This window comes from Pseudomonas sp. Fl4BN1 (genome assembly GCF_009908285.1).
GTDB lineage: Bacteria > Pseudomonadota > Gammaproteobacteria > Pseudomonadales > Pseudomonadaceae > Aquipseudomonas.
The window spans coordinates 51,000-77,633 of the sequence record NZ_JAAARM010000029.1 but is presented as its reverse complement, the minus strand read 5'-3'; the positions used below and the strand labels follow the sequence as shown (position 1 = coordinate 77,633).

The window sequence follows — 26,634 nt, the reverse complement described above, 5'->3', positions numbered from 1 at the left end:
AACCGATCACGCGCTGGAATCAGTGTTATATCCAGGAGGGAAACCTTTTCCATAGTGCGCCTTCCCTCCTCCATTTCGACCGCAGGTCAGTCCTGCTCCCCCTCCTCTCTCTTATGCTTACGATAACGGGAAAGCGAAATTCCCGTTTGGCGCTTGAAGTAGCGACACAAGTAAGACGCGTCGACGAAGTTCAATTCGTCGGCCACACGGCCAATAGCCAAGTCACTGTATGAAAGAAGAGCCTTGATCTCCAAGGTTACCTGCCGATCGATCAAGCCCTTGGGTGTGTCATTGAAAAACGCTTTGGTCAACTGCGACAGGTAGAACGGCGTGATATTCAGTGCGTCGGCGTAGAACTTCACATCTCTGTGGCGCACACAATGTTTGCCTATCAATTCCCAGAAGCGCCAACTAAGCATTTCCTTCCGGCTGAATCCCCTGTTTTCTATCTGGTTGGCTGGAAGTTGCTCGGCTATTTTCAGAAAGAGGTTCTGCAGCTGATTGCGCAACATGATGCGTTGGTAGGTGGGACAGGTCTGCGCAATGTTCCGCATCTGCGTCACCCAGCTCTCTATCAGCGGCATGTCGTCCTTGGATGGAACGCAATGAGGATGGTCATGCAGAAATACGAACAAGGTATTGGGTAGTGGGTAGGCAACCTCTGCGGCAAAACTTTTCGGCATAAGGCAGAAAAACACCTTGAAGCGGCGCGAGCGACTTTTTAGCAAGGCAATAGTGTCCTCAGCCAGCAGCATCACAGCACCGCGCCTAACCGCATGCTCTTTGAAGTTAAGAGTGAAGTGGGCACTACCGCAGAGGCATACCAGCAGCGTCAAGTAAGCGTGACCGAAGGAGAGCGGTAAACCGAGCCCTTCCGCTAGCGTGGTTTCTCCCATCCGCATCGAGTCGTCAGGAGCGGAAAGTTTCGGAATGTGATGCATAGTGCCCCGGCGCTACAACAAACAAGAGCCAAAATCCTATCACCGCTTGGCGCAGCTGTTTCGAAAAGTACCGAAAAAGCCGAGGTACTGGCGTGTACCGATGATCTGTCTCCCAATACTCTGTCCCGAACGAACCAATCCATTCGGGTACAGGACATGACACTTGAAACAGAACGACTCTTGCTTCGCCCCTGGCAGGCCACAGACGCCGCCGATCTATACGAATATGCCAAAGACGCCCGAGTCGGCCCTATCGCTGGCTGGCCCCCACACACCAGTGTGGAGAACAGTGCCGACATCATCCGTACGGTCTTCAATCACCCCGAGGTGTACGCGATCGAACTGAAGGAAAATCGCCGCGCTGTTGGTTGTGTGGGCATTCTCATAGGCAGCAACAGCAATTTTGAAATCAGTGAGCAGGAAGGTGAAATCGCCTACTGGATCGGTGTGCCGTACTGGGGCAAAGGCCTGACTCCGGAAGCAGTACGTGAAGTGATGCGACACGCCTTTGAAAACCTGAATCTCAAAGCACTTTGGTGTGGTTACTTCGCCAACAACATCCAGTCCTATGCTGCTCAATCCAAGTGTGGCTTTCGCTTTCATCACACGGAAGAAAACAAATACAACCAGTTCCTCCAAGACTATCGGACAGAACACATTAGCCGTATCACCTACCAAGAATGGCTGGAACATACGAAAGAGTAAGGGCACAAACCGAAGATCCCGGTGTACGGCGGCAACGACCGACGGACGCAGCCTGGTGACGACGTATACCGCACGAACGCCGCAGAGGAGTTCAAACCTTACTTGGAGCTGCACGGAGAGCTAACCGGAATCCCCCGCCGCCCCAGAACTGCCGCGAACTGCAACAGCTAGAGTGCGAAGCCTGCCGCAGGACAGCGCCGCGCTGCTGGCGAAGGCGCAGGAGGAACTGAATGCCCGTGAAAGTTAATTGAGCCTTATCCACACCCCAGTTCAGGAGACTTATGAAAATCTCGCTTACCCAAGTAACGCAAAAAAACTATGAAGCGATTTGTGAACTGGAGGTTACTGAAGAGCAGGAAGACTACGTGGCAAGTAATACCTGGTCGCTCGTTGAGGCTGCGTACAACCCAGGTTACTTCACACGCGCCATCATCGCGGATGGAGAGCCTGTAGGCTTCTTTATGTGGGTGCAAGAGTCAAAAGGCAAAGTTTCTATCTGGCGCTTTATGGTGGGCAAAGAACATCAGCAGAAATCCATCGGTAGAGTAGCGCTGGGCCTCGCCCTACATGAAATAAAACAGATCGCGGATTTGGAAGAAATTGAAATTTGCTACAACCCCAACAACATCGTAGCCAAAGGGTTTTACTCCAGTTTCGGGTTTGTCGAGGTTGGTATGGATGCAGACGGCGAAGATATGCTGGCGAGGATCAGGATTTGAACTGCGCCAAATACAATCCGAGCTTTGCACAACAGTTCTAATTACCTTCAACTCCAACCGCTTATGACTCAGGAGGGTGCAGAGTCTGTTTCTATTGTGCGAAACGTCCAGGTTGAACCTAACCACTTGTACCGGGAATTGTGGATGCCTTGCTCGATGGTGAGGGGCCTCAACGCTCCGACATCACCACCATCACCTCCGCATCCTCATCCCCTTCCGCCAAATAAATATGGCCAATGCTGCTGTTGAAGTAAGCGGTCTCCTGCGGGCCGATGCTCACCGCCTCCCCGGTCTCAAACTGAATCCGCACCCGCCCCGACAGCACCAGGGCGAATTCCTGCCCGGGGTGGCGGATGTAGTCCTCAAACTGCTGCAGCTCGCGGGCAAAGATCCGCGCGTACATGGGGGTCATGCTGCGCCCGGGAAAGTCGCCGGCCATGGGGTGGTAGTCGTAGTTGCCGGTGCTGTAGCCGGGGGCGTCGGCGATGGTGGTGCTGACCACAGTCGGTTGCACCTGGGCGCTGCGGGTCTGGATCAGGTTCGGCGCCGGGGTGAACAGTTGGGCGATGTCGACGCCCAGGGCGCGGGCCGCGGCGGCGAGTTTTTCGTAGCTGACCGAGACTTGGGCCAGCTCCATTTTCGACAGGGTCGACAGGGCCACGCCGGAGCGTTCCGAGAGCTGCTTGAGGGTCAGCTTCTGGTTTTTGCGAATGGTCCGCAGGCGGGCGCCGACCTGGGTCCTGTCGATCAGTGGATGGGCGTGGGAGCTCGAGGCGGGCTGGGCTCGGTCGGAACTCATTGGGGCTCTCTGTCAGGCAAATAAGGGCAACCGCGACGCTGGCCGGGGCACGTGGCGAAATATTAACCCATGACCCCGGGTTGACTGGGAAATTCTCATATCTTACATTTCTCGTATGTGAGAATTTTAGCCCCTGTCATTTTTCAGCGATTCAGGAACCCCGGCATGCACGCGAACCAATGCTTCGACTTCGTCATCATCGGCGCCGGTATTGCCGGTGCTTCCCTGGCCTATCGGCTGGCCGGGCAGGCCAGCGTGCTGGTGCTGGAACGTGAATCGCAGCCGGGCTATCACTCCACCGGGCGCTCTGCGGCGATGTTCATGGAGGCCTACGGCACTCCGCAGATCCAGGCCCTGACCCGCGCCAGCCGGGCTTTCTACCAGCGGCCGCCGCTGGGTTTCTGCGAACACCCGCTGATGGAACCTCGTGGCTGCCTGTACGTCGCCAGCGAGGAACAGCTGGACCAGTTGCAGCAGACCTACGATGAAACCCGCGCCCGCTCCGCCAACGTGCGCCTGATCACGGCCGAGCAGGCCCGGGCCCTGGTGCCCTGCCTGCGCCCCGATGCCGTTGCCGGGGCGATGCTGGAAACCGCCGCTCAGGACCTGGACGTGCACGCCCTGCACCAGGGTTTCCTGCGGGCCATGCGCCGGGCCGGTGGGCTGCTGGAGTGCGACCTCCACATAGTCGAGGCCAGCCGCGAAGACCGCCACTGGAACCTCACACTCAGCGATGGCCGTTCCCTGCAGGCGCGCAATCTGGTGAACGCTGCCGGTGCCTGGGTCGATGAGGTGGCAGAGCTTTGTGGCGTGGCCCCCATCGGCCTGCAACCCTGCCGGCGCAGCGCCTTCACCTTCGACGGCCCGCCGGGTGAAGACTTCAGCCGCTGGCCGGCGGTGATCGGCATCGACGAAAGCTTCTACTTCAAGCCCGACGCCGGCCAGTTGCTCGGTTCCCCGGCCAATGCCGACCCGGTGCCGCCCCAGGACGTGATGCCCGAAGAACTGGACATCGCCACCGGCATCTACCACATCGAGAACGTCACCTCCCTGAGCATCCGCCGCCCGCGTCACAGTTGGGCCGGCCTGCGCTCCTTCGTCACCGACGGCGATCTGGTGGTGGGCTGGGATGACAGTTGCGAAGGCTTTTTCTGGCTCGCCGCCCAGGGCGGCTACGGCATCCAGTCGGCGGCCGGCGTCTCGCAACTGGCCTGCGCCCTGCTGCTGGGCCACCCGGTCTCCGAAGAACTGCTGAGCCAGGGCGTCGATGCCCAGGCCCTGGCCCCCGCTCGCTTGCGTTAACCCACCCAGCCCACGAGGCCCTTGCCATGTCCACTGATATCCAGCGTTACCCCAGTCACCTGCCCTACCCCTTCTCCCGGGCGATTCGCGTCGGCGGCTTTCTGTTCCTCTCCGGCCAGGTGCCGATGAGCGCCGAAGGCGAAGTGGTGCACGGCGACATCCGCGTGCAGACCGAAGCCGCCATGGCGCGCATCGGCGAGACCCTGGCCGCGTGCGGCGCCTGCTTCGACCAGGTGGTGAAGAGCACCGTCTGGCTCACCGACATGCAGCACTTCGCCGGCTTCAACGAGGTTTACCAGCGCCACTTCAAGAACGGTTTCCCGGTGCGCTCCACCGTCAGCGCCCAGCTGGCGCTGGGGGTTGATGTCGAGATCGAAGTTCAGGCCTGGGTCGGCGAAAACTGAGTCACCCGCCCCAGCCCTCAAGTGCGATGCCCAGGACCGCCACGCCAATAGATGACGCGGTCGTCCACCCCACATAACAACAACAAATCGGGGCTAATCGTCATGCAAGAAAGTCTGAAGATCGCCGGCGCCTTCGTCGGTGTGATAGTCGGCGCGGGGTTCGCCTCCGGTCGTGAACTGCTGTTGATGTTCGTCGACTTCGGCGTCTGGGGCCTGGCGGGCGCGGTGGTCAGCGCGGCGCTGTTCACCTTCCTCGGCATGGCCCTGGCCAGCATGGGCAGCCGCTTGCGGGCGGCATCGCACAAGGACGTGGTGCAAGCCCTGTGCGGCAAGCACCTGGGCGCCCTGGTGGACCTGATGATCACCTTCTTCATGTTCGCCGTGACCGTGGTGATGCTGGCCGGCGGCGGCGCCCTGCTGGAACAGCAGTTCGGTATTCCGGCCATTGCCGGCAGCGTGCTGGTGACCCTGATCGTGGTGGCCATCGTGTGCCTGGACGTGCACAAAGTCATCGGCATGATCGGCGCAGTGACGCCCTTCCTGATCATCACCGCGGTAGGCGTGGCCCTGTATGGCGCCGCCACCCGCGACCTGAGTTTCGGTGAACTCAATCAACTGGCGGCCAAGCAAGAAGCCGGCGCCAGCCACTGGCTGCTGGGCGCCTTGCTCTATGTGTCCTACAACATCGTGGCGGGGGTGCCGATCCTGGCGATCATGGGCGGCGCAGCCAAGGGCGAGAAACAGGCGATGTGGGGCGGCATTCTCGGCGGCGCGCTGCTGGGCCTGCTGATGCTGGTGATGAGCCTGGGCCTGCTGTCGCGCCTGGACAGCGTGGCGGACCTGCCGATGCCCATGCTGTCGATCGCCAGCGAAGTCTCCCCGGCGCTTGGATTGCTGATGGCGCTGATCATCTTCTGCATGATCCTCAACACCGCCGTGGGCACCTTGTACTCCTTCTCCGCGCGGCTGTTTCCGGCGGGCACCCGGCAGTTCCGCCTCGGCTCCATTGCCGCCGGCGCCCTGGCGTTTGTCGGCAGCCTGGTGGGCTTTATCAGTTTGGTGGGACAGGTGTATCCGTTCTTCGGCTACCTGGGGTTCCTGCTGATTGCCGCGGTGGTAATCGGCTGGCTGCGGCCACGGCGGCTTGTGGTGGCGTAGCCCTTAAGCGGCCCTGCGCGACGGATCAGGCACCTGGCGTTTATCCCAGGTGCCTTTTTTGTACCTTGAACACAGAACCGCCCAACGCTGAAAACCATTGCTACAGCTTCACCCGCCAGCCAAAACGGGTTTGAACTAGCCTTGGAAAGGCTGCCCGGCATGCGCCTCAACTACTCAGCGTCGAACGCATTCAGCCGGCTCCAGGCGCTCATGACTGCGCTTATCCAGGCACCGCATAACAAAACAAAAGTGTTGTACAGTAGCGACACCCAGACCATAAGGCGAGGTGATGAAGTTCAGCGAGTTCAGGCGATGGTTGAAAGCCCAGGGCGTGCGTTTCGAAGCCGGCAAAGGCAGCCACTTCAAAGTCACGGCACCGAATGGCAACAGCACCCTCTTTGCGGACCACGGCAGCAAGGAAATGCCCGAGCCGACCCGCAAGGCGATCATCAAGCAACTGGGTCTCTGAACCGCCACGCCTGCCTGAGTCAAGGATCACCCGCCGGGAGCCGCCCCATGTACAACTATGCAATTCGCTTTGAACAGGATACCGCGCCAGGTATCGCGGTCTTCTGCCGCGACCTTCCAGAACTCAACAGCTACGGGAACGACCGGGAGCACGCCATCGCGCAAGCCATGGATGCCGTCGACACCACACTGTCCCTCTACGTCGATCAACGGCGGCCTATTCCTCAAGCAACCCCGGCACAAGCGGGTGAGCATGTGCTGCACCTGCCCACAATCACCGTGGCCAAGATCGCCCTGTGGAACACCCTGATGGAACGCAACATGCGCAAGGCCGACTTGCGTCGCCTGCTTGGCGTCGCCCAGGTCCAGAGCGATCGCCTGGTGGACTTCCTGCACACCTCCAAGATCGAGCAACTGGAAAATGCCCTGGCAGCATTGGGCAAGCGGCTGACGGTATCGGTAGAAGCGGCTTAGCAACATCGGCATGCACATGCCGATTTCATGGTTTGGTCAATCGGCTCAAACAAGCATGTCCGGTGCCTGCTGCTTTGTAGGAGCGAGCTTGCTCGCGAAAACCCCAAAAGCGCCGCGTTCCCTCAGCGAACCCGCGTTATCGTTGACGTCCATCGCGAGCAAGCTCGCTCCTACAAGGTGGCGCCCGGTTCAGGCAAACCGACTGCCCTTGAGCGCCTTGAGGAAGGTGTAGGACGCATGGTTGAGGGTTTCTCGCGGGGCGGTGATCACGCTCACCGAGCGCACGATGCGCTGGTCTTCCAGGCGCAGGAAGTTCAGTTGATCCCCCGCCGCCGAGCGACTCAGCAACTCCGGTAGCAGGGTCACGCCCATGCCCTGGGCCACCAGCGCCAGCAACGAGGTGGTGTTTCTGACGCTGAGGGTCGAGTGGTCGCGGATGTGCCGGAACTCGGCGGCGTTGATCTCGGCCCCCAGGCCGCTGTTGATGAAGTGCTGCCCGTCCAGGTCGCTCCAGCGCAGCGGGCGCACCAGGCGGTTGAGGGGGTTGTCGCTGGCGCAGACTACGCAGAAGGCGTCGGAGAACAGGAAGTCCTGGTCGATGTTGGGGATGCTCGCCGGCACGGTGCCGATGCCGATGTCCACCTCACCACTGAGCACCGCTTGCACCACCCGTTCGGAATCCATGTCGCGGATGTCCAGGTGGAACTGCGGGTGCTGTTCATGGAATTGCTTGAGCAGCGGCGGCAGCAGGGTGATGGCGAAGGACGGCACCGCCGCCACCCGCACCAGGCCGGTCTCGGCCTTGGCGTAGGTCTTGATGGTGCTGATGGTGCGGTCGAAATGCGCCAGTTCGCGCTGGGCTTCCAGCAGCACGAAACGCCCCAGGGGGCTGAGCTGGTTCTTGCGTTCGCCCTCGAACAGCGCGCCGCCCAGTTCTTCTTCCAGTTGCTTGAGCGATAGCGACACCGCCGCCGGTGTGCGGTGCAGGCGCTGGGCGGCCTGGGTCAGGCTCTGGCTGGTGGCCACCGCGACGAAAAACTGCAGGTTGGAGATCTTGATGCTCATGGCGGCGCGTCCTGCTGGCAAAGGCAAAGATTAAATTTTACTTAAACAAGCTTAAAAATTATTAGATTTACTTAACACAAGGCCGACTCATAATCCTCCCAGAACCGCACAAAGGCAACGCCCCGCCCGGCGTGCCGCCCTGGAGGAATTCATGAGTCAGAACCATCACAACTACATCGCCGGCCAATGGCTCAAGGGCGCCAGCGAGATCGAGAACCGCAACCCGTCCGACACCCGCGACCTGATCGGCCTCTACGCCCAGGCCTCGCGGGCGCAGTTGGACAGTGCCGTTGCCGCCGCCGGCGAGGCCCAGCGAACCTGGGCCCGCAGCGGCATCGAGCAGCGCTACAAGGTGCTGATGGCCATCGGTCAGGAACTGATGAACCGCTCCGTAGAAATCGGCCAGACCCTGTCCCGAGAGGAAGGCAAGCCACAGGCCGAAGGCGCCGGCGAGGTGTACCGCGCTGGGCAGTTTTTCACCTACTACGCCGCGGAAACCCTGCGCCAGCTGGGCCAGACCGCCGACTCGGTGCGCGACGGCATCGAGATCGACATCCGTCGCGAGCCCATCGGTGTGGTGGCGATCATCTCACCATGGAATTTCCCCATGGCCACCGCCTGCTGGAAGATCGCCCCGGCCCTGGCCTTCGGCAACGCCGTGGTGTGGAAACCGGCCAACCTGACCCCGGCCAGCGCGGTGATTCTCAGCCAGATCATCGCCCGCCAGGACCTGCCCAAGGGCCTGTTCAACCTGGTGATGGGCGCCGGTTCCGAGATCGGCCAGGCGCTGATCGAGCACCCGGGCATCAGCGCCATTTCCTTCACCGGCTCGGTGGACGTGGGCAAGGGCATCGCCGCCTCGGCCGCCGCCAACCTGACCAAGGTGCAGCTGGAGATGGGCTCGAAAAACGCCCTGGCGGTGATGGACGACGCCGACCTCGACCTGGCGGTGAGCTGCGCGGTGAATGGCGCCTTTGGCGGCACCGGGCAGAAGTGCACCGCCTCCTCGCGGCTGATCGTGCATGAAGGCATCCACGATGCCTTCGTGGAGAAACTGCTGGCGGCGACCCAGGCGCTGAAGGTCGGCCACGCCCTGGAGGCCGGCACCCAGATCGGCCCGGTGGCCAGCGCCGCGCAACTGGAAGCCAACCTGACGAACCTGCAACTGGGCCAGCAGGAAGGCGCCGAACTGCTCACTGGCGGCCAGCGCCTGGAGCTGCAAACCCCCGGCTACTACCAGGCACCGGCGCTGTTCATTGGCGGCAGCAATGCCATGCGCATCAACCGCGAAGAGCTGTTCGCACCCATCGCCTGCGTGATCAAGGCCGGCAGCTACGAAGAGGCGCTGAGCCTGGTCAACGACACCCGCTTCGGCCTCACCGCCGGCATCATGACCCGCTCCCTGGCCCGCGCCAGCCACTTCCGCCGCAACGCTCGGGTCGGCTGCGTGATGGTCAACCTGCCCACCGCCGGCACCGATTACCACGTGCCCTTCGGCGGTCGTGGCGACTCCAGCTACGGCCCGCGCGAACAAGGCCGCTCGGCGGTGGAGTTCTATACCCATGTGAAGACCGGCTACATCGCCGCCGGGGCACCGCTATGAGCCTGCCCCAGACCTTCGCCGGCCGCGGCCCGCGCATCGATGCCATGCAGTACGACAACTGGTCGGAAAAGGTCTTCCAGCAGATGCGCGAAGGCGGCGTCGATGCGGTGCACGTGACCATCGCCTACCACGAGACCTTCCGTGAAATGGTGGCCAATATCGAAGCCTGGAACCGCAGGTTCCAGCGCTACTCGCACCTGATCCTGCACGGCAAGTGGGCCAGCGATATCGCCCTGGCACGGCAGACCGGGCGCACGGCGATCTTCTTCGGTTTCCAGAACCCTTCGCCCATCGAGGACGACATCGGCCTGGTGGAAGTGGTGCACAGCCTCGGCGCACGCTTCATGCAGCTGACCTACAACAACCAGTCGCTGCTGGCCACCGGTTGCTATGAACAGGAAGACCCGGGCCTGACCCGCATGGGCAAGCAGGTGGTACGGGAGATGAACCGGGTCGGCCTGGTGGTGGACATGTCCCACTCCGCCGAGCGCTCGACCCTGCAAGCCATCGAGCACTCCGAACGCCCGATCGCCATCACCCACGCCAACCCGGCGTTCTGGCACGCGGCGCTGCGCAACAAATCGAACACCGTGCTCAAGGCCCTGGGCCAGAGCGGCGGCATGTTCGGCTTCTCGCTGTACCCGCACCACCTCAAGGACAAGAGCGCCTGCAGCGTGCAGAGCTTCTGCGACATGATCGCGCGCACCGCCGAGCTGATGGGCGTCGAGCACCTGGGGCTGGGTTCGGACCTGTGCCAGGACCAGCCCAACAGCGTGGTGGACTGGATGCGCGTCGGCCGCTGGACCCTGGACGTCGACTACGGCGAAGGCTCCAAGGCGCAACCGGGCTTCCCCGACCAGCCGACCTGGTTCCGCGACAACCGCGACTTCCACAACATCGAGTCGGGCCTGCGCGCGGTGGGCTTCAGCACTGCTGACGTGAGCGCGGTGATGGGCGGCAACTGGCTGCGTTTCTTCGAAACCCAATTCATCCCGGTCCAGGCACAGGTATGTGCCGCCGAACCCACCTCCGATATCGCGATTTGAGGCCCCCGCACCGTTCAAGATTGTCCTGAAGTCCGGCCTGACAAGGGTCTTCGCCAAGCACTAACAACAACAAATGCGCCCATAACAATTATTAGCGATCGACAACTCTCTACGGAGGCACAATGGAAATTCCAAGCGAAGTCAAAGCGGGGATCAACACCCGTTCGCTGCGCGGCAGCGCTGCTGGAACCCTCGATTGGCCGATTTTCTGGATCAGCGGTGGTTTCTTCCTGCTGTTCCTGATCATTGCCCTGATTGACCTGAAAACCCTGTCCACCCTGATCGGCGGCGCCTTTGCCTGGAGCACCCGGTTCTTTGGCCTGTACTGGCAAGTGCTGATGCTGGCGACCTTCGGCGCCAGCCTGTACATCGGCTTCACCCGCCTGGGCCGGGTACGCCTCGGTGGCGTCAACCAGCAGCCGAGCATCAGCACCTTCAACTGGGTGTCGATGATCATGTGCGCCCTACTGGCCGGTGGCGGCGCCTTCTGGGCCGCGGCCGAGCCGATGATGCACTTCATCGCCCCGCCGCCCTACTTCGGCGCTGTGGCCAAGACCGACGGCGCCGCGGTGGCTGCACTGTCGCAGTCGTTCCTGCACTGGGGCTTCATGGCCTGGGCGGTGCTCGGCAGCCTGCTGACCGTGGTCTACATGTACCTGCACCACGAGAAAAACCTGCCGCTGATGCCGCGCACCCTGCTCTACCCGTTGCTCGGCAAGCGCGCCCTGAAAGGCCCGATCGCCGTGTTCGCCGACGCTTCGGCGATCATCGCCGTGGTCGCCGGGACCATCGGCCCGGTGGGTTTCCTCGGCCTGCAGATCGCCTTCGTCCTGCACTCGGTGTGGGGCGTGCCCAACACCATCATGGTCCAGGCCATGGTGATTCTCTCGGTGACGGTGATCTACACCCTGTCCTGCGTCGTCGGCCTCGGCGGGCTGCGCCTCGTGAGCAAGGTCCACGTCTGGCTGATGCTGGGCCTGGCGGCGTTCCTGTTGATCTTCGGCCCGACCCTGTTCCTCAGCCAGACCTTCGCCCAGAGCCTGGCGCTGCACGTCACCAGCTTCTTCCAGACCGCCCTGTACCGCGACGACAGTTCCTGGCTGAACAGCTGGACCCTGTTCTATTGGGGCTGGTTTATCGGCTACGCGCCAATGATGGGCATCTACGTGGCCAAGGTCTCCCGTGGGCGCAGCATTCGCGAAGTGATCACCCTGATGTCGGTGGCCGCACCGTTGATCACCATGCTCTGGTTCACCCTAGTGGGCGGCACCGGAATGGGTGTTGAATTGCAGTCGCCGGGCAGCGTGATCAGCCACGGCGTACAGCCCGAGGCGCTGCTGCTCGGGGTCGCCCAATCGATGCCCTTGCCGAACCTGATTTCCGCGCTGTTCCTGTTCCTCAGTTTCTTCTCGGTGGTCACCAGCGCCGGTTCCATGTCCTACACCGTGGCCATGGCCATCAGCAGCGACCACGGCGAATCTCCAGCTTGGCTGCGGGTGTTCTGGGGCGCGGGGATGGGCCTGGTGGGGGCGACCCTGATCACCCTCGGTGAGGGCGGCATCAGTGCCTTGCAATCCTTTATCGTGATCACCGCGGTGCCGGTATCACTGCTGATCCTGCCGGCGGTCTGGGACGCGATCCGCATCGCCCGGCAAATGGCCCGCGACCAGGGGGTGATCTGAATGAACCTGCGACCACCCACCACCGTGATGAAAGCGGCGCGCCTGGGGGCCTTCCACCAGTCACGACTGTCGTTCATGCGCCAGTTGCTGCGGCGCCTCAAGGCTGAAGACTGGCAGTTCCAATGCTCGCTGTGGACCCTCGACAGCCAGGGTGTGGGCCGTGCGGTGTACACCGCCAGCGGGCCCCAGCGCAGCTACAGCCTGGTGGCCTTCGCCCACGACCTGGACCCGGCGCTGCGCTCGGACCGGGTGATTGCCACCGCGTGGGATGCCACCTTCGCCCTGTTCGACGGCATCCCCGATGCCGCCGACCTGGACCGCCTGGAAGCCAATGTGCCGAAGCAGGAAGCCGGACGCATTTCCTCCAGCGAGCTGTGCATGGCCCGGGCCAACCGCTCGGTGCGGCTGTTCGAGCATGTGGTCCAGGCCCTGGCCGAGGGTCGTCAGCCCCAGCGCGAATTCATCGACGAAGTCGGCTACCTGATGCGCACCACAGCGGTCTATGGCAGCGGCAAATTCGGCGCGGCGGACCGTGAAAGCATCGCCGAACGTGCGGAACTGTCGGCACCGTTCCAGGCAGAAATGCTCACGGTGTTCCTGATCCGCGCCTTCACCCTGGACCTGGTGGAACACCTGGCCCGGGCCCGGGCGCCTCGACAGGCCGTGCCCCTGACGCCGCAACTGCGCCGCTGCTTCGGTATCGGCAACTCCACCGGGCTGGGCATGGCGCCATTCCTGCTCAATCACCCGGTGCTGTTGAACAACTGGGTGCGAGCCCGGGAAACCGCCCTGCAACGGGTGCGCGCGGTGCGCCAACCGTCTTCGGGAGAACGGCGGATGTTCACCGAGTTCCTGGCCCGGGCCCAAGCCGGTATCGGCCACTGGCACTCCGAGCATGAACTGCAACACGGGCGCATCCTGCAATTGCAGGGCGACCTGATTCGCCTGGAGCAGCACCTCGCCAGCGGCATTCTGCAGCAGGATTCGCCTTGGGATGCCCTCTACCGCTGGGCCGAGAACACCCTGTCGCTGGAAGCCCAGGAATGCCTGGTGTCCTTGCTGCTGGAACCTTACGGACATCTGGTAGATGAACTGGGCGAGCGCATGCAGGCTGACGAACAACTGAGCTTCGGCATCGATGGCGGCATGCCGCTGAGCCGACTGCGGCAGATCCTCGCCGAACACTACGCCTGGGTCGCGGCCATCGATTTTTCCAGCGCCAACAGCCGCGCGCTGTTCTGGTACGTCTCCGAGGAAAAGCTCGAGCCACGGATCGGCCAGCGCTTTGCCGAACCCGGGGAAGAACTGGAGCAACCCCTGGCAGTGGCCCGAGACATTGCCCAGTTGCAGGCCGCGCTGCAGCCCTGCGCCGGCTCGCAGACGGTGGCCGGTTTCCTGCTCCAGCACCCGCAGCATCGTCATAGCGTACGTCGGGTGCAGTTGGCGCCGGCGTTTCCCTACGCCGATATCCAGGACAACCTGATCGACCAGACGCTACTGCCCATCGACCTGCTGCGCTGCAAGCTGTCGTTCTTCGGTGCCACCCACTTCGATCCACGCTCGGATCGCTGGGTGCGTATCACCCTGTTCCAGAACGCGCCCTTCCCCCATGAACTGGGCCAGGTAGCCGCGGACGACTGGTCCTACCCAAGCCTCGACTGCCAGGAGCACCGCCGTGAATGCCTCGTTGAATGAAATCGAAAGCCTGTGCAAAAAGGCCGCCCGTGGTGCCGGCCTGACCTGGGGCCTGGCGGAGGAAGCCGGCAAGGCCGCCCGCTGGCTGACGGCCCATGGCCTGGACGGAGCGGCAATTCTGGCCGCCCAACTGCAACAGGATGACGGCTGTAGTTATCCACAACTGGCTCCCCAGGTGGACGCCGGCACCTGGCAAGTGCCGGGGCACTGGATGTGCCCGTTGATTGCCGGAGCGACCCTGAGCGATCACGGCTACCTGCTGCGCGACAACGCCCCGCTGCAGCTCGACGAGGTGGCGCATCCACAGTTGCTGCTGCCCTTTGTCAGCGTCACCGCGCGGCAATTGGAACTGGCACTGGAGCTGTCCTGGGACAACTGCCAAGTGCTTTTCGACTGCCGTGGCGCGGCTTTCATGCTGCAGGCGGACGGCCTCGACGCGCCCCATGCGGCCCGAGTCAGCTGCACCCGCGCAACCGGCACCGGCGAATTCAAGCATCCCCTCGGCGGCCCGCTGCCGCTGCTGAACGCGACGGTGCAAGACGCTCTCGAACAGTTGGCTGCACGCACCTACGTGCCCGCTTCGGAAGCCTCGCGCCTGCTGGGTGCCGGGGCTGGCCTGAGCGACAACAACTGATCTTTCCACACTTGAATAAACGGACGTTTACATGAGCTCATCCATTCAGCGAATCGGTACCACCCCACGTTTCAGCGAAGCGGTTATCCACAACCAGACTGTCTACCTGGCAGGCCAGGTGTCGCAGTTGGTCGAGGGCGACATTCGTGCCCAGACCGACGACGTGCTGCAACAGATCGATACGCTGCTGGCCAAGGCCGGCACTGACCGGAGTCATCTGCTCAGCGCGCAGATCTGGCTCAAGGACATGGCCGACTACGCGGCCATGAACCAGCTCTGGGATGCCTGGCTGGCCAATGTGAAGGCACCGGTGCGGGCCTGTGTACAGGCACCAATGGCCAAGCCCCACTACCGGATCGAAGTGCTGGTGATTGCCGCGCAACAGGCCTGAGTCACTCAACCGAGCAATGGGTCCTGACTCCCTCAGGGAGCCAGGACTCGTTCCATGATCAGGATCAGCTCTTCATCCTCATACTGTTCACGTACCCGGACAAAACCCAGGCGTGCATAAAAACCTTCGGCAGTGACCGATGAGGGCACCACCAGCAGGGCTACTCCGGCACTGCGCGCGGCCTGTTCAACCCTTGCCATAAGCTGTCGGCCGATTCCACAGCCATGATGCCGGGGATCAACGAACACCGAGCGTACCGCGCGCCCATCGAGGCTGGCGGTGCCCAGCAACCGCCCACCGAGCAGGGCCACGAACATCTGCCGACGCTGCATCAGGAGCCGGATCGCATCAGGAGTGAAACTGCCTTTGACTCGCTCGATCACGCTCGGCGGATAGTCCTTGGCATTGCTGGTGAACAGGGCCGCCAGGATCACCTGGCTCACCCGAACAGCATCGGCCTCTTCGGCCGGACGAACTTGACAGTGCATGACCGCTCCCTGGCTTAAGCCCTGACGGAAAAGCCAAAAATACGGTTCGCCGGCCTACCTGCCAAGGGTTTATTGCAGCTGGAAAACCCAACAAGGATTGTCATTCAAACGCCCTTCGTACACCGGCTGCTGGCTCTCCAGCGAGGTGCCCTGGAGCAGCCCCAGATCCTTGCGTGCGACAATCACCCAGGAACCGTGAGGCAGCGCGTCCAGTTGCCCGGGATCGTCGCCCCTGACAAATAACGGCTGCTCGTCGTAGTCCAGGTTCATCATGTAGCGTACGGCCCAGGTGTCCTGGCCCAGGTTGAAGAACACCAGCGGGCCGTGTTGCTCTGCCCGCAGGCGCTCCACCTGGGTAACGAAACCCAAGGTGTCGAACTGCAAGTCCTTGGCTGGGTCCACCACCGCCACCAACAGCACCCACTGCGCCACCAGGGCCAACCCGCTCAGCAGCACCAGCCTGCGGCCCAGATTCGCCACACTCTTGCGCCAGTGATACAGCGCCAACAGTTGCAACAACGCGAACACAGCAATCAGCCACGCCAGCGACACCGGCGGCCAGTAACCATGCTTTTGCCAGCTGTGACGCAGGACGAACAGCACCACGATGCACAGCCCCGGCAGCAGCCCGACCAGCCACAGGTAGGCGCTGCCTACCTTGCCCAGCCAACCCTTGGCGTTGAGCAAGCCAAAGGCGGCGACTGCAGCGAACATCGGCACCATGGGCAGGATGTAATAGGCACGTTTGAAGTGCGGCACCGACAGCCCCAGCAGAATCATCAGACCGCAGGCCCCCAGGCGCAGTACCAGGCGCAACTGCGGCTCGACATGACGCCGGGACCATTGGCCACGCAGCGCCCAAAGCGTCACCAAGGCCAGGGGCACTACGGGGAAATAACGGTACAAGGCCAACTGGAAGTAGAAGAAGAACGGCTCACCGCTTTCATCCAGGCGACCGCCCACCTGCATGCTGTAGACCTGCTGGACAAAGGCCTCGCCGCCACTGATGTAGGCCAGTTTCATCAGCGCCCACCAGCAGGCCGCCAACAACAGCAAGCCACTCAGGCCATAGCCAAGCACACGCATGAGCAGCACCCGCCGCGCCTGCGGTGTACGACAGTCCCCCAGTAGCCAGTAGATGCAAACCACGCCACAGACTTCCACCAGCCCCAGCGGTCCACGAATGGCAAAGGCCAATACCAACAGCGGCAGCACTGCCAGTTGCCGCAGCCGGGAGCCCAGTTGTTCGCCGCGGTGCAGCAGGTAGAAGGCCCCCAGGCACAGCAGGGAAACCATCTGGTCCAGGCACACCGAGCGGGACTTGTCCAAGAGCTGGCTGGTCAGGGCCGTGAGCAACACCGAAAGCAGTGCCCAGGTGCGCCCCAGGGGTGCCAGCAAGCGATACAGCAGCGCCAGCACGCCGGCAGAGGCCAGAGAAGTGGGCAACACATTGGCCAAGTGATTGGGAGCACCGAAGGCCTGGGCGAACAGATAACTGAAGAACGTCGCGGTGCCCGGGTAATCCGGGTAAGGCTGACCATAGGTCGTGGGAAACAGGCTGGCGCCGTGGCGGAACATCTCCTGCATGAACAGCGCCCAACGGCCGTCGAATCCCTGGGGCTGCTGGTCCCAGATGCCACCGGTGAACAACAACAGCGCAACCAGGAAAACACCCCAGGATTCCACACCGATACGATTTTCTCGAACCATTTTCGCCCTACCAGAAAGTGCCGCGCCAAGACCCGGCCTGAGGGTGAGCATGTTGCCGGGGCGACTCCTGAACAGTTCCTGAACAGTCATGAGAAAACCTGAAGCAACCTGCGCTGCACATGGAGATGGCGCCTGCAGCCAAGCTTTCAGACCTCGACACGCCTTCCCCAGGCCCACCGCCAATTGATCTGCCCCACCACCAGTGCCAGTAGAATCAATGCCATGGAAATTCCCTCATCGACCTCTACCCGCTGCCCCACGATCAGCACCGAACCCAGCGTAGCGAACAGCGGAATCAGCAACGACAACGGTGCCACCCGGGAGACCGGATACTCGCGTAACAACAGATTCCAGCCCCAGTAGCAGAAGTGCGTCGCCGCAAATACCTGGAACATCAGGGACAGGATCGCGGTGCCGGACACTTGCCCGGCCAACTGCCGAAACGGCGCCGCCCCATGGCTCATCCAGGTCAGTGCCAACAGTGGCAGCGGCGCAAACAGGCTGGCCCAGACCACAAAGGCAAACACCTCCCGAACCCCGCAACGCTTGATGATGACGTTGCCCACACTCCAACTGAAGGCGCTGACCAGCAGCAACGCGTAGCCCAGGCTGGTGGCCTGCCCGGGACTGTTGCCGATGATCCGCAACAGCCCCCACACGGCAATGCCCATGGCCAACAACTGTTGCAGGCGCAGGCGCTCACCGAACAGCAACACGCCCCAACCCAGGGAAAAAAAGGCACTGAACTGCACCAGCAGGGAAGCCGTTCCCGGCGCGACACCCTGTTCGATCCCAAGGTTGATCAACGCCCACATGGCCACCCCGAAAATCAGGCCGTAGGCCGCCAGCCAGCTGAACGCCACCTGCGGACGTGGTATCAACAATACCCAGGGCAAGGCTGCCAGGGAAAATCGCAAGGCCGTGAGCAACAAGGGGTCGACACTGGCCAGCCCCAGCTTGGTAATAGGAAAGTTCAAGCCCCACAAGGCGGTCACCAGCAGGGCCAGGAGCAGGTGTTTTTTCTGCATGTCGCACGGTCCACAAAAAGCGGCCATGGGTAAATCCCGGGCCGGAGCCGAACTATCAGCGCAGAGCATCCTGGCCCGCTTGCAGTATTAGGTCAGATATCAGTAAATTCGGGCCATGCGCCATATTGATATCGACCCCTACGAAAATACCCCTCGGGATGCGGTGGTCACCGCCAATGACTACGCCGACGGTCAGCACTTCGCCGAGCACCAGCATCGACGCGGACAGTTCGCCTACGCCGCCTCGGGGGTAATCAGCGTCTTTACCGACCAGGGTAACTGGGTGGTGCCGCCGCAACGGGCCATCTGGGTGCCGGCCGGCGTGTCCCACGCCATGCACATGAGCGCGCCGGTGACCATGCTCAACACCTACGTGCGCGCCCGAGCGGTGCGCCGGCTCGGCTTGCCCGGGCATTGCCAGGTGGTGGAGGTGTCCGAACTGCTACGGCAATTGCTGCTGCGGGCCATGGACATCCCGGCTCTGTATGCCAAGGACGGGGTGCAGGGTCAGGTGATGAACCTGCTGCTGCATGAAATTGCCGCGATGGCGCCACTGCCTCTCAACGCCCCGCTGCCATCCGAGCCGCGCCTTGAAAAAGCCTGCCGCGCACTGCTGGAACAACCGTCGTTGGAGCTGGGGATTGATGAAATGGCCCGCCGCGCGGGGATGAGTCGCCGCACGTTCACCCGCCTGTTCCGGCAGCACACCGGTATCAGCTTCGTCGAGTGGCGCCAGCAGGCTTGCCTGCTGGCGGCAGTGGTGCGGCTGGGCCATGGCGACCCTGTCACCCTGGTCGCCACCGACCTGGGATACAGCAGCCCGAGCGCGTTCAGCAGTGTGTTTCGCAAGGTATTGGGCGAGACACCCAGCCGTTATTTTGCCCAGGACCGGGTCTGAAAAGACCCGAGCCCGGCAGCGAGTCTGCCAAGCTGGATCTACGAACCTGTGCGCTACAGAAACACGGCGGAGAACATTCCCAACGCGCCCAGGCAGAAGCCGATCAACGCGCCCCTACCGGGTGCCTGCTGGAACAACGCCCAGATCACCAGCGGCTCCAGGAGCAGCAGCGAGGTCACCGAGACCACGGTGATGATCCAGATATCGCCAACCGCCACATACCCCAGCCAGTAGGCCGCCAGCAGGCAGATACCGCCCAGGCACATGATCAGCACCGGCAACGCCAATTCGGCACCCGAGGTGTTGCCGGAATGGGCCAGCCGCGCCACCACCACTTCACTGTAGATGGCACAGAACTCGCCCAGCACCATCAGCCCTACAGCAGAAACTCCGAGTAATTCTTTGGACATGTGACAAACCCCTTCGTATTGAGAGCCCGATTTTTCAGCTCCCAGGCATTGATCGCTCCGCTGACGGAGCCTCCATCACGATGCGCAGGGGTACGAGGCAACTCGGTCATAGTCAGGAACTTGAACATGTCCATCTCCTTCTGGGTGGGTGAGGCAAACCGGGCCAGTGGACTGCCGGCGGGCCGCTGTCTGTATAAGGGATTTCCTGCCCCGGCGTCATCCGCCCTGAACATTCACCGCGAAAAAACCACGCAAACTCCACAATCAAAAAGCCTCGCTGCCGATAGCCTGGGTCCGGTCATCCTCAGCTTGAAGCCATTGCCAGCATGCCCCAGCCGTCCAGATCTCTTCGTACCGTTCAGCCCTCTGACTGGGTCGCCACCTATTTCATCAGTGTCGCGACGCTGGCCGTGGCCCTGACGCTGTTGGTCAGCCTGTTAGTGCAGCTCGGCAGCCGGGACCCGTGGAGCAGCCTGCCCAATGCGCTGATTTTCAGCGTGGTGGTGCTGCTGGTGAGCGTGGTGGTGATAGGCGCCGTCGCCGCCCTGCCCTGCCTCCTGTTCTTCTGGCTGGCCCAGCGTTACACATGGCGCCACCTGTGGATCTACCTGTTGGGCGGAGTCCTGGCGGCCCTGCCCGCCATTCCCTTGGTGGTGAGCCTGTCCCCCGGTTTTTTCAACCTCCCTTACGGCATCAACATCCTTGGACGCTATTCGCCGCTGGCGCCCTTGTTCGGAGGTTGCGGGGCCTTTCTGGGAGCGATGTTCTGGTGGCTCAGCGGGCGGCACCTGCGCTGACTGCCGCTGCGTAGGAGCCGGCTTGAACGGGCAAAGAAACGCCCCATGACCTTGACCAGACCACCCACCTTTCGAAGCGATTTCCCCATGCCCCCAGCCCCTCCAACCCTTCGCACCGTACAACCTGAAGACTGGTTCGCCGCCTACTTCATCGGCGTGACGGCCCTGGCCACATTCCTGGCCGTGCTGATCATGCTGATGATGCTGGCCGGTGCCGGCCCCTTGCACTGGGCCGTGATCCTCCAGGTGCTGTTCATGGGCCTGCTGACCCTGGTGTTCAGTGGCATGGTGATCGGCATTCTCGCCCTCCTGCCCTGCGTCCTGTTCTTCTGGCTGGCCCAGCGTTTCGCCTGGCGCCATGTGCTGATCTATCTTTTCTGCGGTGTATTGGGCGCCATGCCGACCATTCCCGTGGTGGAGAGCCTGTTCCCTTCCAGTTTCTACACCGATCCACCCGATGAAGAACCGACTCCCGACACCCTGGCCAGGTACTTGCCGATAGCGCCGCTGTTCGCCTTTTCGGGGGCCTTCATGGGCGCAGTATTCTGGTGGCGCAGTGGACGTCACCTGCGCAAACCGCAGGCGCAGGAGCCTGAAAACTCAACGCAAGTCCCGCTACCGCCGTCGCAGTAGGCGCCCGCTTGCCAGCGAAAAGACCCGCAGATTCCACGCAGGCCTGAGTGCCGCATTCGCTGGCAAGCCAGCATCTATTCAATGGAGGTGTGGCGGACGCCATCCTGCGAATCACGGGCCACCACCACCTTGCCCAGCAGGCCGCCCTGCTCCACTCGCTGGTGGGCCCGGCGCAGGTTGTCCACGGTGAAGGGGCTGAATACCTCGCTCAAGGTGCAGCGGATGACTCCCTGGTCCAGCAACTGTGCCAGGCGCTGGAGAATATGATGCTGCTCGATCATGTCCGAGGTCTGGAACAGCGCCCGGGTGAAGACCATTTCCCAGTGCAGGGACACGCTCTTGCTCTTGAGCGGCACCGCATCAAAGAAGTCGTGATCGTCGATGAGCGCGATGTGCCCATGGGGCGCAATGATCTCGGCCAACTCGGCAAAGTGCTGCTCGGTGTGAGTCAGCGCGGCAATATGGGTCACTGCAGGCAGCCCCAGGCGGGCCAACTGCTGCACCAGCGAGCGCGAATGATCCAGTACATGCTGCGCTCCCAGTTCCAGGCACCACTGGCGACTGTCCGGCCGTGAAGCCGTGGCGATCACCGTCATCCCGGTCAACTTGCGGGCCAGCTGAATCAGCACCGAACCCACTCCTCCAGCGCCGCCGACAATCAACAGCGTGCCTTGCGCAGAGCAATCACCGGGCACCCTTCGCAGACGCTCGAACAACAATTGCCAGGCGGTCAGCGAGGTCAGCGGCATGGCCGCCGCCTGGGCAAAGGACAAGCTTGCGGGCTTGTGCCCCACCAGTCGCTCATCGACCCGATGCAGTTCGGCGTTAGCCCCATCCTGGGTAAAGGTGCCGGCATAGAACACTGCATCCCCGGGGCTGAACAGCGTCACCCCGCAGCCCACCGCCTGGACCACGCCACAGGCATCCCAGCCGAGGATGCGCACATCGTCCGGCACCTGCACCTTGCCCGCGCGAACCTTGGTATCCAAGGGATTGACCGACACCGCGTGCACAGCCACCAGCAGGTCATGGGGGGCGAGTATCGGCTCGGCCTGATGCACTTCATAAAAGGCTTGGGGATGGGACAGGTCCGAACCCGGGAGGTAGGCGATGGCCTTCATTGCAGAGCTTCCTTGACGACTCAAAGCGCCTACTTAAATCCCTCACGCCGTACTCGCACAAGTAGGGTACTTTTGCGTACCTGCTACGCAAAAGGGCCGTCAGGCAATGAAAAACAAGCACTATCAGGACATTCCCGGGTGTCCGGTGGAAGTCACCCTGGACCTCATCGACGGGCGTTGGAAAGGTGTGATCCTGCATCAACTACTGGCCAACGACTTCCTGCGTTTCAACGAGCTGCAACGCCGCCTGCCTGGGATTTCGCAGCGCCTGCTGACCAAGCAGCTGCGTGACCTGGAGGCCGCGGGCCTGGTATCACGCACGGTGTACGCCGAAGTACCGCCACGGGTTGAGTACCGCCTGAGTGCAGAAGGGCATTCCCTACAGCCGGTCATCGAAGCGCTGTCGGCCTGGGGCCGCGGACGCATCAGCCGGCAACAGCCACACCCGCCGTCAGTCACTGCGCCACTGCCCCTTGCCTGACCTCGGCCTCCGGCAACAGGCAGCCCTTGGCCAGCCACCGGCACTGACGCAGCCAGTGGTAACGCTGCTCCGGCGTACCGCGTTCGTCGTAGAAGACCAGGCGCAACTGGTCCTGGGTGAAATCCAGCTTGCTGAAACCCGCCCGTGAATCGCTGAACTGGCTATCGGTCATGATGTGGGGCATCTCGTAGAGTTTCTGCCCGCCAGCACCGGAAATCACCCAGGCCGGTTCTCCGGTTTGCAACAACAATTGCTGATTGTGCTCATGCCCAGACAGATAGAGATCGACCTTGTTGCGCTGCAACGCCGGTAACAGATCCCGCAGCAGTTCCTCATCATTGCCATGCTTGCCGGCATTACGCAGCGGATGATGGGCCGCCACCACTCGCCAGATCGGTTGCGGGCCATCCAGGCTAAACGCCTGCTCAAGAAACGCCACCTGCTGCGTCATCGCCTGCCGAGGCGCAGCAGTATCGAGGAACACCACCCGCAGCAAGGGACGGCCCTGGGCCTGGCCAAAATCCTTCACATAGTAGCGGGCCGGCATTTGCCAGCGCCCCGAACCTTTGTGCTGCTGGCTGTAGTCGAGTTCGACCTGCTGCGACTCCGGGTAATCGTGGTTGCCCAGCACCGCGTAGAAGGGTACGCGATTGAGCCAGTGCCCCCAGTAGACTCGCTCGAACTTGAGCTGCCAGCTCATGTCGCTGGTATCGCTCAAAGGCGGCCCATAGAAGTTGTCGCCCAACAGCACCACCAGATCCAGGCGCCGATCTCGGGCAGCGACTCGTTCCATGGCCTGGGCTACCCGCCATTGCTGCAAGGCACCACTGCCCTGATCGCCAAGGGCAATCAGCGAAATGTGCTCGGGAAGCGACTCGGCAGGCGATACGAAGGGCGCTGGCGAGGTGATCAACCACCCCCCCAGTGCCAGGCCAAGCGCCACCAGCAGGCACAACAGACCCAGCAGCCAGGTACGCTTTCTGAGCGGTTCCACGGCCGGCATAACCGCAGCCTTATTCTTGTATGGCGGTTTCAAGGACGATCTACTCTAAGGGGCGAAGGAAAGGATCGAGGTGTATCCACACTAGACCACAATCCTTGTTCACAATTTGTTAAGACAGACCCCCGTATACTTTCGCGCTTGCCCGCAGACTGTTGCCTGCGCCCCTCGATCTGGTGGCCAAAAACCCATGTCACGACCCGCACCGTTGTTGTTCCTGCTTGCTTGCCTGCTGTTCTTCTTCGCCTTGGGCAATCACCAGCTGCAAGGCTCCACCGAAGCCCGGGTCGCCGGCATCGCCATGGAAATGCACCTGGACGATGACTGGGTCACGCCGCGCCTGTTCGGCACGCCATTCCTGGAAAAACCGCCGCTGAGCCTGTGGCTCGACGCCGGCGCCATTCGCGCCTTCGGTGGCACGCCCCTGGCGGTACGCCTGGCTTCGGCCTTCGCCGGCCTGTTCAGCGTGATGCTGCTGTACGCCATGCTGCGCCGCTTCGGGCGGCCAGCCACCCTGGGGCTGGCCGCCGGGCTGATGCTGGCGACCATGGCCAGCTATTGGAGCAACGTGCGCGGCGTGGGCGAGGATGCACTGCTCAGCCTCGGGGTGACCCTGGCCCTGCTGGCATTTTTCCAGGCCCAGCGCCGCCAGGCCGAACAGCAGCCGGCACCGCTGGCCTGGCTGGCCTTCGCCGGCGGGATCGCCATTGCCACCCTGAGCAAGGGAGTACTCGGCCTGGCCATGCCAGGGGTGGTGATCTTCGCCTACCTGGTGGCCGTGAGCCTGATCGACAAGCGCTTTGACCTTGGCCAATGGCTGCGCCCCGGCCTGTGGACCCTGTTGGGCCTGGTGCCCCTGGCGATCTGGCTGTACATGCTCTATCAACGGGGTGGCCTGCAAGCCCTGGGGGAATTGCTGTGGACCAACAGCGTCGGACGTTTCGATGGCTCCTTTGAAGAGGCCGGGCACTACGAACCCTTCTATTACTACCTGGCCAAGCTGCCCCAAGCCTTTTTACCGTGGAACATCCTGGTCTACCTCGGCCTGTGGCACTTTCGTAAAAGCCTGGTGAAGAACCGCTACCTGTTGTTCTTCACCCTCTGGCTGCTGGCGCAGTTCGCCTTGCTATGCCTGGCTTCGAGCAAGCGCACGGTGTACCTGATGTCCCTGACCCCGGCGGCGGCGGTGCTGGCGGCGGAATATGGCGCGGTGCTGTACCAGCGCCTGGGCCAACGTGCCCAGGGGACTGGTTTGTGGAGTGCCGTGGGACGCCGGCGCCGAGGCCTGGTTGTCACCCTCATGGGCCTGATGATCGGCGGTTACCTGGCCGGCGCTCAATGGGCCGCGCCCAAGGCTGATCGTGAACTGTCCTTTGTCCCGGTGACCGACCAGATCATGGCATTGCAGGCCAGCGGTCATCAGCTGGCGCTGTATCAGGCCAATGAGCGCATCGCCGGGGCCAGCGTGTTCTACACCCAGAGCCTGCTCAAGGACCTGCAGAGCGAAGAACAACTGCTGGCGTTTCTGCGTGAGTCGGCCCAGCACGTGGCCGTGCTCGGCGGTGCCGAAGCGCCCAAGCCGCCGCTGCAGGTGCAGAAAATGCTGATGGTGGGACGCCAGGCCTACTACTTCGTCAACCTGCCCCCGGCTGGCTGAAGCAAAAAAACGGCACCTGGACCAGGTGCCGTTGGTTGTTCCAGGCCAGGAACAATCCCAGCCTTGGTACACGCTTACTGAGGGTTCTTCAGCGTGACCACGGCCCCCTGCACATTGCTTCCTTACCCTTGAACCCTTTCCTGCTGATACCCGCCTGCCGCCCTTGAAACCATGACTCCAGCCCAACCACGGGCGTTTCCCCCAAGGAGTCAGTCATGACCATCACCGTTGTCAGCACCACCCTGAGCCATGCCGTCGCCCAGAAAACCTTCGACGACGCATGCAAGTACCTGCGTCAGTCCGACCTGGCCAACTTCCTCCTCGACGAGTTGCTGGGCGTCAAGGATGACCTGCTGGTGGAAGTCACCACTTCCTCGGCGGCGGACAAAGTGGACAGCTGGACGCCACCCGCGTCCAACTCGCCCCACCAGGCCGGGAGCGTCATCTGGAACCTCAAGTCGCGGATCTACGCCATCGAGAAAAAATACAAACAACCGGACCTGAGCAACTTTCAGAAATTCCTCGCGCTGTTCTCCGGTGATCGGGTCGAACGCCTGTCTCCCGCCCTGGTGCTGATGCACGAACTGGGGCACGCCTGCCAATTCCTCACCAACAAGGTCGAGTTCCGTCGCCAACTGGCAGCCAGAAACATCCTCGAAGTGGAAAACATCAACGTCAACGCCATCGAAAACACTGTGGCCAAGGAACTGATGGAGAAAAACAACAAGGAAGGCCTGCGTTGGGACTATCTCGACGCCCGCTGACCGTTCACCCCGGCGGCGCGCAGTCGCCGGGGTGCCTTTCCTGCAATCTGTTGCGGGCCCTTCGCGGCCTTGAAAAGGAGCTCCTCCTCATGTTGATTCTGCGTTCACTGATCATTGGCCTGAGCCTGTTCGCCGGCGCCGTCCACGCCCTGGAAACCAGCAATACCTCCACCACCACTCTGAAGGCCTACGCCACCACCCTGGGCGAGGCGGCAGGCAACAACCAGTGGCAACAGCTGTGGAAACGCTCTCGGGACAACGGTGTATTCAACCCCCAGGGTGAACAACCGCGCTTCACCGTCACCCAGGACAAAGTGCCGGACATGGCCCGCACCACCCTGAGCAGCGCCACCAGTGTCACAGCGCAAGACACCACCCAGGCGCTGTACCGCTATGAGTTTTCCGCCGCCATCGGTACCGCGGCCAAACAGCCACTCAAGGCTCTGTGCCTGCTGGTGGACTGGCGCACCCTGCCCGCTGGCACCGCCCCCAATGACTCAAGCCATATGGGCAACGTGAGCCTGCTGCAAATCTTCCCCTGCCCCTGAACCCGGTCGCCGC

At 62.3% G+C, this 26,634-nt stretch carries 29 protein-coding genes; 20 read left to right on the top strand and 9 right to left on the bottom strand.

Features of this window, described 5'->3' with window-relative positions; translation table 11 throughout:
• Window positions 1-86: 86 nt before the first annotated feature.
• Window positions 87-941 (bottom strand): helix-turn-helix domain-containing protein, encoded by an 855-nt coding sequence (locus GV818_RS25820; RefSeq protein WP_161777868.1) that lies wholly within the window; start codon window positions 939-941, stop codon window positions 87-89.
• A gap of 156 nt (window positions 942-1,097) precedes the next feature.
• Between GV818_RS25820 and GV818_RS25815 the strand changes: the two genes are divergently transcribed.
• Complete coding sequence (locus GV818_RS25815) at window positions 1,098-1,646, top strand: GNAT family N-acetyltransferase (RefSeq protein WP_161777867.1); 549 nt, start codon at window positions 1,098-1,100, stop codon at window positions 1,644-1,646.
• Window positions 1,647-1,927: 281 nt separating this feature from the next.
• Entirely contained in the window at window positions 1,928-2,365 is a 438-nt protein-coding gene (locus GV818_RS25810) for a GNAT family N-acetyltransferase (protein ID WP_161777866.1), read from the top strand.
• A gap of 169 nt (window positions 2,366-2,534) precedes the next feature.
• Here GV818_RS25810 and GV818_RS25805 read toward each other — a convergent pair whose 3' ends face one another.
• Window positions 2,535-3,164 carry a helix-turn-helix domain-containing protein gene (locus tag GV818_RS25805; protein ID WP_161777865.1) on the bottom strand — a complete coding sequence of 210 codons (630 nt, stop codon included), beginning with the start codon at window positions 3,162-3,164 and terminating at the stop codon, window positions 2,535-2,537.
• A gap of 165 nt (window positions 3,165-3,329) precedes the next feature.
• Between GV818_RS25805 and GV818_RS25800 the strand changes: the two genes are divergently transcribed.
• The 5 genes from GV818_RS25800 to GV818_RS25780 all read left to right on the top strand — a co-directional run bounded on the left by GV818_RS25800 (window position 3,330) and on the right by GV818_RS25780 (window position 6,970).
• Entirely contained in the window at window positions 3,330-4,466 is a 1,137-nt protein-coding gene (locus GV818_RS25800) for an NAD(P)/FAD-dependent oxidoreductase (RefSeq protein WP_161777864.1), read from the top strand.
• Between the two features lie 26 nt (window positions 4,467-4,492).
• On the top strand, window positions 4,493-4,870 hold the full coding sequence (locus GV818_RS25795; RefSeq protein ID WP_161777863.1) for a RidA family protein: 378 nt from the start codon (window positions 4,493-4,495) through the stop codon (window positions 4,868-4,870).
• A gap of 102 nt (window positions 4,871-4,972) precedes the next feature.
• Window positions 4,973-6,028 carry a YkvI family membrane protein gene (locus tag GV818_RS25790; RefSeq protein WP_161777862.1) on the top strand — a complete coding sequence of 352 codons (1,056 nt, stop codon included), beginning with the start codon at window positions 4,973-4,975 and terminating at the stop codon, window positions 6,026-6,028.
• Between the two features lie 289 nt (window positions 6,029-6,317).
• Window positions 6,318-6,497: a type II toxin-antitoxin system HicA family toxin gene (locus GV818_RS25785; RefSeq protein ID WP_161755801.1), complete on the top strand. Its 180-nt coding sequence runs from the start codon at window positions 6,318-6,320 to the stop codon at window positions 6,495-6,497.
• A 47-nt stretch (window positions 6,498-6,544) separates the two neighbouring features.
• Window positions 6,545-6,970: a type II toxin-antitoxin system HicB family antitoxin gene (locus tag GV818_RS25780; protein WP_161755803.1), complete on the top strand. Its 426-nt coding sequence runs from the start codon at window positions 6,545-6,547 to the stop codon at window positions 6,968-6,970.
• Window positions 6,971-7,159: 189 nt separating this feature from the next.
• Here the strand turns inward: GV818_RS25780 and GV818_RS25775 are convergent, their stop codons facing one another.
• Window positions 7,160-8,035: a LysR family transcriptional regulator gene (locus GV818_RS25775; protein ID WP_161755805.1), complete on the bottom strand. Its 876-nt coding sequence runs from the start codon at window positions 8,033-8,035 to the stop codon at window positions 7,160-7,162.
• Between the two features lie 151 nt (window positions 8,036-8,186).
• Here GV818_RS25775 and GV818_RS25770 point away from each other — a divergent pair, with 151 nt between their 5' ends.
• From GV818_RS25770 to GV818_RS25745, 6 genes are all read left to right on the top strand, one after another.
• Window positions 8,187-9,638 carry an aldehyde dehydrogenase family protein gene (locus GV818_RS25770; protein ID WP_161755806.1) on the top strand — a complete coding sequence of 484 codons (1,452 nt, stop codon included), beginning with the start codon at window positions 8,187-8,189 and terminating at the stop codon, window positions 9,636-9,638.
• On the top strand, window positions 9,635-10,684 hold the full coding sequence (locus tag GV818_RS25765) for a membrane dipeptidase (protein WP_161755808.1): 1,050 nt from the start codon (window positions 9,635-9,637) through the stop codon (window positions 10,682-10,684). Before GV818_RS25770 ends, GV818_RS25765 begins: the two co-directional genes overlap by 4 nt.
• Window positions 10,685-10,806: 122 nt before the next feature.
• Entirely contained in the window at window positions 10,807-12,366 is a 1,560-nt protein-coding gene (locus tag GV818_RS25760) for a BCCT family transporter (RefSeq protein ID WP_161755810.1), read from the top strand.
• Window positions 12,367-14,061 (top strand): hypothetical protein, encoded by a 1,695-nt coding sequence (locus GV818_RS25755; RefSeq protein WP_161777861.1) that lies wholly within the window; start codon window positions 12,367-12,369, stop codon window positions 14,059-14,061.
• A complete protein-coding gene (locus tag GV818_RS25750) occupies window positions 14,042-14,695 on the top strand; it encodes a DUF3726 domain-containing protein (RefSeq protein ID WP_161755813.1) in 654 nt (217 codons plus the stop codon). Before GV818_RS25755 ends, GV818_RS25750 begins: the two co-directional genes overlap by 20 nt.
• Window positions 14,696-14,726: 31 nt before the next feature.
• Window positions 14,727-15,086 carry a RidA family protein gene (locus tag GV818_RS25745; protein WP_161755814.1) on the top strand — a complete coding sequence of 120 codons (360 nt, stop codon included), beginning with the start codon at window positions 14,727-14,729 and terminating at the stop codon, window positions 15,084-15,086.
• 32 nt (window positions 15,087-15,118) lie between these two features.
• On the opposite strand, the gene GV818_RS25740 is transcribed toward GV818_RS25745, so the two are convergent.
• From GV818_RS25740 to GV818_RS25730, 3 genes are all read right to left on the bottom strand, one after another.
• Entirely contained in the window at window positions 15,119-15,574 is a 456-nt protein-coding gene (locus tag GV818_RS25740) for a GNAT family N-acetyltransferase (RefSeq protein ID WP_161755815.1), read from the bottom strand.
• A 69-nt stretch (window positions 15,575-15,643) separates the two neighbouring features.
• Window positions 15,644-17,284 (bottom strand): ArnT family glycosyltransferase, encoded by a 1,641-nt coding sequence (locus GV818_RS25735; RefSeq protein ID WP_161755816.1) that lies wholly within the window; start codon window positions 17,282-17,284, stop codon window positions 15,644-15,646.
• A 146-nt stretch (window positions 17,285-17,430) separates the two neighbouring features.
• Complete coding sequence (locus tag GV818_RS25730) at window positions 17,431-18,312, bottom strand: EamA family transporter (RefSeq protein WP_161755817.1); 882 nt, start codon at window positions 18,310-18,312, stop codon at window positions 17,431-17,433.
• Between the two features lie 115 nt (window positions 18,313-18,427).
• Here GV818_RS25730 and GV818_RS25725 point away from each other — a divergent pair, with 115 nt between their 5' ends.
• On the top strand, window positions 18,428-19,210 hold the full coding sequence (locus tag GV818_RS25725) for an AraC family transcriptional regulator (RefSeq protein WP_161755818.1): 783 nt from the start codon (window positions 18,428-18,430) through the stop codon (window positions 19,208-19,210).
• A 53-nt stretch (window positions 19,211-19,263) separates the two neighbouring features.
• Here GV818_RS25725 and GV818_RS25720 read toward each other — a convergent pair whose 3' ends face one another.
• Window positions 19,264-19,581 carry a hypothetical protein gene (locus tag GV818_RS25720; protein WP_161755880.1) on the bottom strand — a complete coding sequence of 106 codons (318 nt, stop codon included), beginning with the start codon at window positions 19,579-19,581 and terminating at the stop codon, window positions 19,264-19,266.
• Between the two features lie 365 nt (window positions 19,582-19,946).
• On the opposite strand from GV818_RS25720, the gene GV818_RS25715 reads away from it, so the two are divergent.
• Window positions 19,947-20,417, top strand: coding sequence for a hypothetical protein (locus GV818_RS25715; protein ID WP_161755819.1), 471 nt, complete (start codon window positions 19,947-19,949; stop codon window positions 20,415-20,417).
• Window positions 20,418-20,504: 87 nt separating this feature from the next.
• On the top strand, window positions 20,505-21,050 hold the full coding sequence (locus tag GV818_RS25710; protein WP_161755820.1) for a hypothetical protein: 546 nt from the start codon (window positions 20,505-20,507) through the stop codon (window positions 21,048-21,050).
• A 74-nt stretch (window positions 21,051-21,124) separates the two neighbouring features.
• On the opposite strand, the gene GV818_RS25705 is transcribed toward GV818_RS25710, so the two are convergent.
• The gene (locus GV818_RS25705) at window positions 21,125-22,171 is read right to left on the bottom strand and encodes a zinc-binding alcohol dehydrogenase family protein (protein ID WP_161777860.1); all 1,047 of its coding nucleotides are present in this window, start codon (window positions 22,169-22,171) and stop codon (window positions 21,125-21,127) included.
• 106 nt (window positions 22,172-22,277) lie between these two features.
• Between GV818_RS25705 and GV818_RS25700 the strand changes: the two genes are divergently transcribed.
• Window positions 22,278-22,652, top strand: a complete 375-nt coding sequence (locus tag GV818_RS25700) for a winged helix-turn-helix transcriptional regulator (RefSeq protein ID WP_161755822.1) — start codon at window positions 22,278-22,280, stop codon at window positions 22,650-22,652.
• Here the strand turns inward: GV818_RS25700 and GV818_RS25695 are convergent.
• Window positions 22,627-23,646, bottom strand: coding sequence for a metallophosphoesterase (locus GV818_RS25695; RefSeq protein ID WP_368668884.1), 1,020 nt, complete (start codon window positions 23,644-23,646; stop codon window positions 22,627-22,629). The genes GV818_RS25700 and GV818_RS25695 overlap by 26 nt on opposite strands.
• Window positions 23,647-23,842: 196 nt before the next feature.
• Here GV818_RS25695 and GV818_RS25690 point away from each other — a divergent pair, with 196 nt between their 5' ends.
• The 3 genes from GV818_RS25690 (at window position 23,843) to GV818_RS25680 (ending at window position 26,621) form a co-directional block, all read left to right on the top strand.
• Entirely contained in the window at window positions 23,843-25,309 is a 1,467-nt protein-coding gene (locus GV818_RS25690; protein ID WP_161755824.1) for an ArnT family glycosyltransferase, read from the top strand.
• A gap of 215 nt (window positions 25,310-25,524) precedes the next feature.
• Window positions 25,525-26,073 (top strand): hypothetical protein, encoded by a 549-nt coding sequence (locus GV818_RS34585; protein ID WP_256667426.1) that lies wholly within the window; start codon window positions 25,525-25,527, stop codon window positions 26,071-26,073.
• An 89-nt stretch (window positions 26,074-26,162) separates the two neighbouring features.
• Window positions 26,163-26,621: a hypothetical protein gene (locus tag GV818_RS25680; protein WP_161777859.1), complete on the top strand. Its 459-nt coding sequence runs from the start codon at window positions 26,163-26,165 to the stop codon at window positions 26,619-26,621.
• Window positions 26,622-26,634 lie beyond the last annotated feature (13 nt).